Source organism: Antribacter gilvus (genome assembly GCF_003946865.1).
GTDB lineage: Bacteria > Actinomycetota > Actinomycetes > Actinomycetales > Cellulomonadaceae > Antribacter > Antribacter gilvus.
The window spans coordinates 26,858-37,999 of the sequence record NZ_QXTH01000001.1; the positions used below are offsets into that span (position 1 = coordinate 26,858).

At 72.0% G+C, this 11,142-nt stretch carries 11 protein-coding genes; 9 read left to right on the top strand and 2 right to left on the bottom strand.

Annotated features, from left to right (window positions below):
- Nucleotides 1-56 precede the first annotated feature (56 nt).
- Complete coding sequence (locus D1350_RS00110; protein WP_125772692.1) at nucleotides 57-824, top strand: DUF305 domain-containing protein; 768 nt, start codon at nucleotides 57-59, stop codon at nucleotides 822-824.
- A 16-nt stretch (nucleotides 825-840) separates the two neighbouring features.
- On the opposite strand, the gene D1350_RS00115 is transcribed toward D1350_RS00110, so the two are convergent.
- On the bottom strand, nucleotides 841-1,686 hold the full coding sequence (locus D1350_RS00115; RefSeq protein WP_125773859.1) for a CPBP family glutamic-type intramembrane protease: 846 nt from the start codon (nucleotides 1,684-1,686) through the stop codon (nucleotides 841-843).
- 140 nt (nucleotides 1,687-1,826) lie between these two features.
- On the opposite strand from D1350_RS00115, the gene D1350_RS00120 reads away from it, so the two are divergent.
- The 7 genes from D1350_RS00120 (at nucleotide 1,827) to D1350_RS00150 (ending at nucleotide 9,793) form a co-directional block, all read left to right on the top strand.
- Nucleotides 1,827-4,088, top strand: a complete 2,262-nt coding sequence (locus D1350_RS00120; protein WP_125772694.1) for a carbon starvation CstA family protein — start codon at nucleotides 1,827-1,829, stop codon at nucleotides 4,086-4,088.
- Complete coding sequence (locus D1350_RS00125; RefSeq protein WP_125772696.1) at nucleotides 4,085-4,273, top strand: YbdD/YjiX family protein; 189 nt, start codon at nucleotides 4,085-4,087, stop codon at nucleotides 4,271-4,273. The genes D1350_RS00120 and D1350_RS00125 overlap by 4 nt, the downstream gene beginning before the upstream one ends.
- A gap of 31 nt (nucleotides 4,274-4,304) precedes the next feature.
- The gene (locus tag D1350_RS00130; RefSeq protein WP_125772698.1) at nucleotides 4,305-5,123 is read left to right on the top strand and encodes an MBL fold metallo-hydrolase; all 819 of its coding nucleotides are present in this window, start codon (nucleotides 4,305-4,307) and stop codon (nucleotides 5,121-5,123) included.
- A 96-nt stretch (nucleotides 5,124-5,219) separates the two neighbouring features.
- Nucleotides 5,220-6,773 carry a sensor histidine kinase gene (locus D1350_RS00135; protein ID WP_240643780.1) on the top strand — a complete coding sequence of 518 codons (1,554 nt, stop codon included), beginning with the start codon at nucleotides 5,220-5,222 and terminating at the stop codon, nucleotides 6,771-6,773.
- A complete protein-coding gene (locus D1350_RS00140) occupies nucleotides 6,770-7,477 on the top strand; it encodes a response regulator (RefSeq protein ID WP_125772700.1) in 708 nt (235 codons plus the stop codon). The genes D1350_RS00135 and D1350_RS00140 overlap by 4 nt, the downstream gene beginning before the upstream one ends.
- A 97-nt stretch (nucleotides 7,478-7,574) precedes the next feature.
- Nucleotides 7,575-8,513 (top strand): ABC transporter ATP-binding protein, encoded by a 939-nt coding sequence (locus D1350_RS00145; RefSeq protein ID WP_125772702.1) that lies wholly within the window; start codon nucleotides 7,575-7,577, stop codon nucleotides 8,511-8,513.
- Nucleotides 8,510-9,793, top strand: coding sequence for an ABC transporter permease (locus tag D1350_RS00150; protein ID WP_125772704.1), 1,284 nt, complete (start codon nucleotides 8,510-8,512; stop codon nucleotides 9,791-9,793). Before D1350_RS00145 ends, D1350_RS00150 begins: the two co-directional genes overlap by 4 nt.
- An 85-nt stretch (nucleotides 9,794-9,878) precedes the next feature.
- Here the strand turns inward: D1350_RS00150 and D1350_RS00155 are convergent, their stop codons facing one another.
- On the bottom strand, nucleotides 9,879-10,739 hold the full coding sequence (locus tag D1350_RS00155; protein WP_240643781.1) for a M15 family metallopeptidase: 861 nt from the start codon (nucleotides 10,737-10,739) through the stop codon (nucleotides 9,879-9,881).
- Between the two features lie 183 nt (nucleotides 10,740-10,922).
- Here D1350_RS00155 and D1350_RS23495 point away from each other — a divergent pair, with 183 nt between their 5' ends.
- The gene (locus D1350_RS23495) at nucleotides 10,923-11,084 is read left to right on the top strand and encodes a hypothetical protein (RefSeq protein WP_164544972.1); all 162 of its coding nucleotides are present in this window, start codon (nucleotides 10,923-10,925) and stop codon (nucleotides 11,082-11,084) included.
- Nucleotides 11,085-11,142 lie beyond the last annotated feature (58 nt).

Sequence of the window (11,142 nt, forward strand, 5' to 3'; positions counted from 1 at the left end):
CGTACTTCTTGCCCGGCGTCTTCCCTCGGCTTGACCGTTGTGCGACGCTTCCGCACGTGACCACACTCCCGCGGCCTGACGAGCCCCTGACCGAGCCGGACCTTGACGCCGAGAGCGAGCGACCGGCGTCGGGCAGCGACGAGGCTCCCGTGCCGCTGTGGCGGCGACGCCTCAAGGCCGTGCTGATCGTCCTGGCCATCGGCGTGGCACTGAACGCGGGGCTGTACCTCTGGCTCGGCGTGAGCGTCCCCGCCCGGCAGGAGGCCGCCGGCTACTCGGAGTCCGACGCGATCTACGCCGACGTCATGCTCGTGCACCACGCCCAGGCCGTCGAGCTCGCGTCCCTCGCGCAGGGCCGCACCGAGGACCCCGAGATCCTGGCGATGGCCGACGAGATCACGGAGGTGTCGTCGACCCGGATCGAGGAGCTCGGCACCTGGCTGCGGGACCGGGGCATCCCGGTGCCGGACGCCGCGTCGTCGGCGCTGGCGCTCGCTGCCGAGGAGGCGCCGGAGGAGGGCTCAGGACCCCGCACCGTCGTCGGCGGGCACGAGCACGGGGCCGACGCCCCGCCGCACGGGATGCTGTCTCCCGAGCAGGTGGAGGTCGTCGCCGGGCTGGAGGGCACGCTGTTCGAGCTGCACCTGCTCGACGGGCTGATCCGGCACCACGACGGGGCGGTCACCCTGGCCGGGGACGAGATCTACGCAGGTGAGGACGACGAGCTGGTCGCGCTGGCCGAGGCGGAGAAGGCGGAGACCGAGGCGCAGCTCGAGCGGCTCCGCGAGCTGCTCGGGCCGAAGATGTTCGCGAAGTCGGACTGACCCGCCTGCTTCGACGCTACTTCGGCGCGGTGATGAAGATGTCGAAGAGCTGCGGGTGGTGGCCGTGCACCAGCACCATGAACACCACGACGTCGAACAGCAGGTGGACGGTCACGACGTAGGCCAGGTCCTTGAACTTCGCGAAGATCCAGCCCTGGACCAGCGCGAACGGGATGGTGAGGAGCGGGCCCCACTCGCGGTAGCCGAGCTCCCACAGGAACGACACGAAGATCGCCGCCTGGAGGAAGTTCGACGTCCACAGCCCGAAGTGCTTGCGGTAGAGGGCGAAGGCGACGCAGACGAAGAACAGCTCGTCCCAGATGCCCACGGCGTTGACGCCCATCAGCAGCCGCCAGATGTCCTGCGACCCCTCGAGATCCGGCCAGTTGAGGTACGCGCCGGAGCCGAGGAAGTAGAAGGGCAGGATCAGGTACCCGACAGCCACCACGATCAGCAGGTACGTCCACTGACCGCGGCCCCAGCGCCGGTGCGTGATCAGCGGGAACTGGATGGTGTCCTGCCGGAACACGTACCGGGACAGGGCCCACGGGACCACCACGGACGCGATCAGCACGACGGCGAAGCGCTGGATGCCCTCGTCGGTGAGGTCGGCCTCCAGGGAGATCGAGGAGATGATCCCCAGGCCCACCCCGATCAGCGCCAGGTCGCGGCCGAGCGCACGGTCCACCGCCAGGCCCAGCAGGATCCCGGCCACCAGCGGCACGTAGGCGATCGGGCGCACGTGCACCGCGAAGAGGAGCACTGCCGACGCCGAGACCAGCATGGCGGCGATCAGGCGCAGGGCGGGCACGGCCGGATGGCGGCGTGTCGTCAGGTCGGTCACGGGAGCACCCTCCCACATGGTGGCGAGCCCTCGGATCGCGATGGTCAAGGATTTCGGGGTCGCGCCTCGTGAGGTTTGTGCTTTACCTCATCCTTGCCCGGTTCTAGGGTGTGGGCGGAACATTTCACCCTCGTGGTCCACCCGGCAAGGAGGCCGCCGTGCGCTCACCTGAGCTTGTTGAGAAGGTCCGGACAGATCCCGGGCTGCCCCCGGTCGCGATCGTCGACCGGCGACCCATGACTCCCGGCAAGAAGATCCTGTTCGCGGTCATCGGGCTCGTCGCTGGGGTCGCCTGGGCGCTCGTCGCGATCCTGCGCGGCGAGGACGTGAACGCCGCGTACTTCGTGCTCGCGGCCGTCGGCACCTACGTCATCGCGTACCGCTTCTACGCGCGCCTGATCGAGTACAAGGTGGTGCGCCCGGACGACTCGCGGGCCACCCCGGCGGAGCAGCACGAGAACGGCCGCGACTTCGCGCCCACCGACCGGCGCGTGCTCTTCGGGCACCACTTCGCCGCCATCGCCGGGGCAGGGCCGCTCGTCGGGCCGGTCCTCGCCGCGCAGATGGGCTATCTGCCGGGGACGCTCTGGATCATCATCGGCGGCGTGCTCGCGGGCTGTGTCCAGGACTACCTCGTGCTCTGGCTGTCGACCCGCCGGCGCGGGCGCTCCCTCGGGCAGATGATCCGCGACGAGGTCGGCACGGTCGGCGGCGTCGCCGGCCTGATCGGCGTCTTCGTCATCATGATCATCCTCATCGCGGTGCTCGCCCTCGTGGTGGTCAACGCGCTCGCCGAGTCCCCGTGGGGCGTCTTCTCCGTGGGCTGCACCATCCCGATCGCCCTCTTCATGGGGGTGTACCTGCGGTTCTGGCGCCCGGGCAGGGTGGCCGAGGTGTCGCTCATCGGCGTCGTCCTGCTGATCCTCGCGATCGTGGCGGGCGGCTGGGTGGCCTCCACAGGCTGGGGCGTCGCACTCTTCACGCTCGACAAGGTGACCCTCGCCTGGCTCATCACGGGGTACGGCTTCCTCGCCTCGGTGCTGCCGGTGTGGCTCCTGCTGGCGCCGCGCGACTACCTGTCCACCTTCATGAAGGTCGGCACCATCGTTCTCCTCGCCGTGGGGGTGCTCATCGCGCAGCCGGTGGTCCAGGCGCCCGCGGTGTCGTCGTTCGCGCTCGAGGGCAACGGGCCCGCGTTCGCCGGTGCCCTCTTCCCGTTCCTCTTCATCACCATCGCGTGCGGCGCCCTGTCCGGGTTCCACGCGCTGATCTCGTCCGGAACGTCGCCCAAGCTGGTGGAGAAGGAGAGCCAGCTCCGGCTCATCGGCTACGGCGGCATGCTCACCGAGTCGTTCGTGGCGATCATGGCGCTGGTCACGGCCGTCTCCATCGACCAGCACCTGTACTTCGCGATGAACGCCCCGGCCGGGCTCACGGGTGGCGAGGCGGCGTCGGCCGCCGAGTACGTGAACGGCCTCGGGCTCTCGGGTGCCCCCGCGACCGCGGCGGACATCCAGGGTGCCGCCGACAGCGTGGACGAGGAGTCGATCGTCTCCCGGACGGGCGGCGCCCCGACCCTCGCGTTCGGCATGGCCCAGATCCTCGGCTCGTTCCTGGGCGGCTCCGGGATGATCGCCTTCTGGTACCACTTCGCGATCATGTTCGAGGCCCTGTTCATCCTCACCACCGTCGACGCCGGGACGCGCGTGGCCCGGTTCATGCTGTCCGACACGCTCGGCAACGTGGGCGGCCCCCTGCGCCGGTTCCGCGACCCGTCGTGGCGCGTCGGTGCGTGGGTCTGCTCGGTCGTGGTCTGCGGCCTCTGGGGGGCGATCCTCCTCATGGGCGTCACCGACCCGCTCGGCGGCATCAACACGTTGTTCCCGCTGTTCGGCATCGCCAACCAGCTGCTGGCCGCCATGGCCCTGGCCCTCGTCACCACGGTGCTCATCAAGAAGGGCCTGCTCCGGTGGGCGTGGATCCCCGGCGTGCCGCTGCTCTGGGACCTCGCCGTCACGCTGACCGCCTCGTGGCAGAAGATCTTCTCCGACGTCCCGGCGATCGGGTACTGGGCGCAGCACACCGCCTTCCGCCAGGCCCGGGACGCCGGCGAGACGAGCTTCGGCACCGCCACCACGCCGGAGGCGATGGACGCCGTCATCCGGAACACCTTCGTCCAGGGCACGCTCTCGATCGTGTTCGCGCTGCTCGTCGTCGTGGTGGTCCTCGCGGCGGTGGTGGTGTGGGTCAAGGCGATCCGGGCAGGTGGCCTGCCCACCACGGAGGAGCCCGCCGTGCCGTCCGCGCTCTTCGCGCCGTCCGGGCTCGTCGCCACCGACGCCGAGAGGGAGGTCGCCGCCGAGTGGGCCGACTATCTCGACGAGAACCCCGAGGCCGCGCGGACGGGGACGCACGCATGAGCCCCGGCCGTGCCTGGCGCGCCCTGACCTGGTACGTCAAGGGCGTCCTCGGCGAGAACGACTACGAGCGCTACGTGGCGCACCTGCGACGTGCCCACCCGGGTGCGCCCGTGCCCGACGTCGGCGAATACTGGCGGACGAGGTACGCGGAGCAGGACGCTCACCCGGGCGTGCGTTGTTGTTGACGTGACAGTCGCTTCGACACAGGAGAGAGCAATGACGTTCTGGATCTGCCGCACGTGCGGCGTGGAGCACGACGAGCGCCCGGACGTGTGCGCCATCTGTGCCGACGAGCGGCAGTGGGTGCCCGCCGACGGCCAGCAGTGGACCACGCTCGACGAGCTCGCCGCGGCGGGCGCCCGCGTGGAGCTCTCCGAGCTGGAGCCGAACCTCACGGCGCTGACGGTGCAGCCGCCGGTCGTGGGGATCGGCCAGCAGGCGAAGCTCCTGCGCACCGACGCCGGCAACCTCCTCTGGGACCCGACGGGTTTCGTGGACGACGCTGCGGTCGCCGCGGTACGGGCGCTCGGCCCGGTCGCGGCGGTCGTGGCGAGCCACCCGCACATGTACGGCCTGCAGGTGGAGTGGAGCCGACGGCTCGGCGACGTCCCCGTCCTGGTCAGCGAGGCGGACGCGGGCTGGCTGGCCCGGACGGCCTCGGTCGTGGAGACCTGGAAGGAGGACCGGGAGATCCTGCCCGGTGTCACGCTGACCCAGCCGGGCGGGCACTTCCCGGGCAGCGCGGTGGTGCACTGGGCCGCCGGGGCGGAGGGCCGCGGCGTCATCCTCGCCGGTGACGCCATCTTCCCGAACCCGGACCGGAAGTCCGTCAGCTTCATGCGGTCGTACCCGAACCGTCTGCCGCTGTCCGGCGCCGTGGCCCAGCGGGTGGCCGCGCACGTGGCGCGGTTTCCGTACGACCGCCTCTACAACAACTTCGAGGGCGTCATCGAGAGCGATGCCCGCGAGGTGGTCCTCCGCTCCGCCGAGCGGCACGCGGCCTGGACCCGGGGTGACTTCGACCATCTGACGTAGCGGTCGGGGTCGCTCACGAAGGCAGGTTCCCTCACGAGGGCAGGTTCCGTCGCGAGGGGGAGGCGCCGCCCCGCCGCCCGAACCTAGGGTGGCGGGGTGGACCGCCCGACCGCTCTCAGCACCAGACCCCGCCTCACCGAGCGCGCCCTCGAGTGGTTCGGCGTGGACGTCGACTGGGAGCGCGTGCCACCGGCCGGCGCCTACCGCAACGACTTCTACCTCGCGGGGATCCTCACCGCCCTGGCCGTGTTCGGTGCGGAGCTGGGCCGCAGCTTCGGCTACTTCGAGGAGACGGACCACCCGGTCTGGCTGATCTACCTGCTCGCGGCGGCGGGCGCCCTCCCGCTCGCGTGGCGTCGTCGGTTCCCGCTCCTCGTCCTGATGGTGGTCTACGCCCACTTCCTCGGTGTGGGGCTCACCGTGCCGATGGTGTCGGCGCTCATGCCGCTGCAGGTGGTGTACTTCATCGCCCTGTTCACCGCGGTGGCGTGGGCCCGCGACCGGCGGGCCATGCTCGTGGTGGTCAGCGGCGCGATCCTGGCGATGCTGGGATGGCTCGCCTGGCAGTTCGGGGTGGACGCCGGGCTCGCCGCCTGGCTCGACGAGGTGGGGCCGGAGCAACCAGGTCTCTTCGGCCCGTTCGTGGCGTACACCGTCTACCTGTGGCTCACGAACGTCGCCTACTTCGGCGGGGCGTTCGCCGCCGGGCAGCACATGTGGCACGCCGCCCGCCGCCGTCAGCAGCTCGCCGAGCAGGCGGCCACGATCGAACGGCAGACCGTCGAGCTCCAGCAGCAGGCAGTCGTGGCCGAGCGGCTGCGGATCGCCCGCGAGCTGCACGACGTCGTGGCGCACCACGTGTCCGTCATCGGCATCCAGGCCGCCGCCGCCCGGCGGCTCCTCGCCCGCGACCCGGACGCCGCCGCCGCACCGCTCGCCACGATCGAGGTCGCGTCGCGCGACGCCGTCAGCCAGATGCGCGGCCTGCTCGGCACCCTGCGCGACCTGGACCGGGCCGGCCCGCCGGACGTGGGGGCCGGCGGGACGTCGTCGGCCCTGGGCGGTGCGGGCTCGGGTGATGGCGGGGGTGCGGGCGAGGGCGTGCGCCTGGGCGCGGTGGCGGGCGCGGGCGCCGCGCCGGGCACGGCGCCGGGCGCGGCGCAGGCCGACCCGGCCGCGCCGCGGCCTCGCGGGGAGAACCGGGCCCCCGAGCCCGGACTCGACGACATCGCGCGCCTCGCCGATGCCGACGACGGGCTCCAGGTCGCATACCGCCTGGTCGAGGAGCCGGAGAGGGCGGCAAAGACGGTCCCCGCACCAGTGGGCCTCAGCCTGTACCGCACCACCCAGGAGGCGCTCGCGAACGTGCGGCGGCACTCGACGGCCCGTAGCGCGACCGTCGTCGTCCGCGTGGACCGCCGCCCCGGCGCGGCGGGACCCGGGGGTACGGAACGCTTCCCGCACGGCTTCGCCGAGGTCGAGGTGCTCGACGGCGGCCGCCCCCGCTCCGGCACGTCCGGCTCGGGCCTGGGGATGCTGGGGATCCGTGAACGGGTGGCGACGCACGGCGGGATCGCCGAGATCGGCCCTCGTGTCACCGGCGGCTACCGTGTACGCGTGCGCCTCCCGCTGCCCGAGGACTGCTCGTGACCAGGCCCGACGCTCCCGTGCGGGTCCTCCTCGTCGACGACCAGCACCTCGTCCGTTCCGGGTTCGCCCTCATCCTCTCGGTGGAGGACGACATCGAGGTGGCTGGTGAGGCCGCCGACGGGGCCGCCGCCGTGGAGCTCGCGCGGACCCTGCGGCCCGATGTGGTGCTGATGGACGTGCAGATGCCCGTCATGGACGGGATCGAGGCCACGCGGCGGATCGTCGCGGAGGACCTGGCGAAGGTGCTGGTCCTGACCACGTTCGACCACGACGAGTACGTCTTCGACGGGCTGGCCGCCGGGGCGTCGGGCTTCCTGCTCAAGAACTCGGACGCCGACCACCTCGTGGAGGCGGTCCGGACGGTTGCCGCCGGGCACGCGCTCCTCGCGCCACAGGTGACGCGGCGCGTCATCCAGCAGATGGTCGCTTCCGGCGAGAACCCCACGGCGCCCGACGCCGGACGGCCCGCCCCGGTCACCGAACGGCCGCCGCGTGAGGTGGACCCGCGCGTCGCAGGCCTGACCCCGCGCGAGCGAGAGGTGCTCGTCCTGATCGGCACCGGCCTGTCGAACGCGGAGATCGCCACGACGCTCTTCCTCGGCGAGGCGACGGTCAAGACCCACGTGTCGAACCTCCTCGCCAAGCTGCAGCTGCGCGACCGCGTCCAGGCAGTGGTGCTGGCCCACCGCTGCGGCCTCGTCTGACGACACCGCCCGGCTCGTCGCTCCGCCCCGAGGGGGAGGCTCGCGTTCCGCCCCGCGGCGGATCCGTCCGCAGACCCGCACGCCTAGCGTGGGCGTCATGACCACACCACCCAGCAGGCCCGGCGCCGACCTCGAGGTCATCGACCTCACGCGGGTCTTCGGCGCCCCGGCCGGCTCTCCGTCGGACGCCCCGGTGCGGGCGGTCGACCGCGTCTCCTTCACCGCGCCGTCCGGCCTGCTCACGGGCTTCGTCGGCGGGAACGGCGCGGGCAAGACCACCACGATGCGCATGATCATGGGCGTGCTCGCGATCACGGGTGGCGACGTGCGCTTCGACGGCCGGCCGGTCACGCAGGACGACCGCCGGGCCTTCGGCTACATGCCCGAGGAGCGCGGCCTCTACCCGAAGCAGCCCGTGCTCGACCAGCTCGTCTACCTGGCGCGCCTCCGCGGCATCGCCGCCCCCGCCGCCCGGGCCGAGGTGCTGGACCACCTGGAGCGTCTCGGGCTCGCCGGACGGGCGAAGGACCACGTGGAGAAGCTGTCGCTCGGCAACCAGCAGCGCGTGCAGATCATCGCCGCGCTCATGGGGTCCCCGCGCGCCCTGATTCTCGACGAGCCGTTCAGCGGCCTCGACCCGGCAGCCGTCGAGAGCATGGTGGAGCTGCTGCGTGAGCACACCGCGCGGGGTGTGCCGGTGCTCTTCAGCTCGCACCAGCTCGACCTGGTCGAGCGGCTGTGCGAGCGCCTCGTGATCCTGAAGCAGGGCCAGGTCGTCGCCTCCGGCGCACCGGCCGAGCTCCAGCGGGCCGGCGCCGTGCGGCACCGCCTGGTCGTGGGCGCCGACGCCGGCTGGGTCCGCGGCGTGCAGGGCGTCCACGCGATCGACGTCGACGGCCCGGAGGCGCTCGTCGAGCTCTCCGACGACGACGCCGCCCAGCTCCTCCTGACCACCGCCCTGGAGCGTGGCCCGGTCCACGAGTTCACGCCCGTCCGGCCCACCCTGGCCCAGATCTACCGCGAGGTGACAGCATGACCGCCACGACGAACCGGCCACAGACCGGGGCGACGGCCGCGCCCGAGGCGAGCAACGGCGTCGGGCACGGGAACCGTGGCGCCTGGCTGATCGTCATGAACCGCGAGATCGTGGTCCGGGCGCTCAACAAGTCGTTCCTGATGGGTCTCGTCATCTCGCTGGTGATGATCGCCGGCCTGACCGGCTTCTTCGCCTGGCAGAGCAGCAAGACGGACACGTTCACCGTGGCCGTCACCGCGGGCGACACCGCGGCCCTGGCCGCCGTGGAGGGGGCGGACGACGCGGCGGCGGAGGCCGATCAGAAGGTCGTCGTCGAGGCCCTCGAGGTGGCCGACGATGACGCCGCCCGTGCCGTGCTCGAGGAGGAGGACGCTGACGCGTGGTTGCAGTCGGGCGAGGCGGCGGGCGAGGCGTCCGGCGTCGAGTCTGGCGAGGAGGGCTGGACCCTCTCCGGCTGGCGTGAGCCCGACTCGGGGCTGTCGCAGCTGCTGACCAGCACCGTCGAGACACAGACGATCGCCGCCAACGCAGCGGAGGCCGGCACCACGATGGACGCGCTGTCCGCGGGCGCCACGCTCGACACCCAGCGCCTGGACGGCAACGCGATCGACCCGCAGGTCGTCTTCATCGCGGGATTCGTCCTCGCGTTCCTGTTCTACCTCGGCACGATCGGCTCCGGCACGATGATCGCCGGGAGCGTCATCGAGGAGAAGCAGTCACGGCTCGCCGAGATCATCGCCACCGCGGTGCCCCTGCGGCACGTGCTCGCGGGCAAGATCCTTGGCAGCTCGGTGATCGCCCTGGCGCAGAACCTGCTGTTCGCGGCTGTGGGGCTGATCGGGCTGTCGTTCACCGACCTGTCCACCATCCTGCCGTCGGTGTCCGCCTCGCTGATCTGGTTCGTCGTGTTCTTCACCGTGGGCTTCCTCGCGGTGGCGGCCCTGTACGCAGTGGCCGGTGCACTGGCCTCCCGGACCGAGGACCTCCAGCACACCACCGGGCCGGTCATGTTCCTCCTCATCGGCATCTACATCGTGACGTTCTCCGCCGAAGGCGTCCTCGAAGTGGTCCTGTCCTACGTGCCGCTGACGTCCATCGTCTCCATGCCGGTGCGCGTGCTCGCCGGTGAGGCGCTCTGGTGGGAGCCCGCGGTGTCGCTCGTCATCATGGCGGCGTTCACTGCGGCGTCCGTGCTCGTGTGCGAGCGGGCCTACCGCGGCGCGCTCCTGCAGACCGGCGGCCGGCTCACGTGGCGCAAGGCGCTCGCGGCGGAGGGGTGACGGGCTGGGGCGGGACGGGCTGAAGCGGGACGGACTGGGGCGTGACGGGCTGGGGCGGGATGGGTGAGGGGTGGGCGTGCCGGGCTCAGCGGCCGGTGGTCGAGAAGTGCTGGTAGTCCTTCGGCGACTCCCAGGACCCGCCCCAGAGCCAGCCGGCGGCCTGGAAGGCTCGCACCACCGCGTCGTCGGGCAGGATCACGCCCGGCTCGGCGGGGCGCCGCACGTAGGGGCGCCCCGCCGGAGGCTCCACCGTGTCCCCCCGCACCCACGGGTTCTCGACGGGGTTCACGTCGATCGCCCGCCCGTACGCGTGCTCGCTCCACCGGGTGGAGCCCGCCACGGGGCGGCAGTTGAACGCGGAGGTGTTGTCCGCCGCCATGGAGGCGTCGTCGCTCCCGCCGAAGTCGTCGACCAGGCGTAGCGACCGGATCGGGTAGTGCGCGTCGAAGAGGTCCCGGAACACCTCCACGAGGCTGTCCGCCACCTCCGTGTGCGCGACCAGCTCGCCCTGGGCCGTCCCGCCTTCGAACGTACGGTGCGTGAGAGTGAGGTACCGCAGGTCGCTCAGCGGGACGGGGCAGCCGTCCCGCCAGGACACGCCGGTCATCCGATTGATCACGTCGGGTGGCAGGGCCGAGACGGTCGCCTCGAAGGCGGGGACTGGTTCTGGGTTCGGGGTGGGGATGCTGGCCGGCGACGGGACCACGGTCGGCGACGGCCCCCCGGTTGACGACGCGATGGTGGTGCTCGGCGCCGGCGTGCTGGGCGGGGTGGTCTGCGAGGTCCAGCTCGGCGCGGCTCTGTTCGGCGAGGTGGCGGCCGGGGGCGTGCAGGCGACACACGTCGTGGACACCAGGACGAGAGCCGCCGCGAGGGCCGCGGTGCGGTGGTCCGCCGGGCGGGTCATGCGGACCAGAGCGCGACGGGCTGTGCGGGAGGCGAGCACCTGGCCAGTGTGGCCCGGGAAGCCGGTGTGTGCAGGACCGACGTATGTGTGCGGGGCCGACGTAACAGACCTTGGGCAACAGTCACGCTCACGTCCCACGGCTGCAACACCGATGAAACGACGGCATCGGACCATGAGACGAAGAGGCGCCCACCCTGAGCGCCCCGTCGACAGGAGGACGCCATGGAGAACCACGCCGCGTATGCCACAACCGTGGCCACCGCACCGTCCGAGCAGCGCGGGAACGCCGGTGACGCCCTGACTGTTGACCCCGCGGACCGCAAGCGCAGGGCCAGTGCTGCCCTGCTGGAGCTCGCCATCGAACGGGCCGCCCGCAAGCGCTGAGCCTCGCGGGACCGAACTGGTCCTGCGCGTCCCCAGGCCCGCGTGCCCCGCGCCCGCG

Coding starts and splice junctions, on each gene's coding strand:
- D1350_RS00115 (WP_125773859.1), bottom strand. CDS start 1,686: ATGTGGGAGGGTGCTCCCGTGACCGACCTGACGACACGCCGCCATCCG.
- D1350_RS00125 (WP_125772696.1), top strand. CDS start 4,085: ATGAGCCCCGGCCGTGCCTGGCGCGCCCTGACCTGGTACGTCAAGGGC.
- D1350_RS00130 (WP_125772698.1), top strand. CDS start 4,305: ATGACGTTCTGGATCTGCCGCACGTGCGGCGTGGAGCACGACGAGCGC.
- D1350_RS00145 (WP_125772702.1), top strand. CDS start 7,575: ATGACCACACCACCCAGCAGGCCCGGCGCCGACCTCGAGGTCATCGAC.
- D1350_RS00150 (WP_125772704.1), top strand. CDS start 8,510: ATGACCGCCACGACGAACCGGCCACAGACCGGGGCGACGGCCGCGCCC.
- D1350_RS23495 (WP_164544972.1), top strand. CDS start 10,923: ATGGAGAACCACGCCGCGTATGCCACAACCGTGGCCACCGCACCGTCC.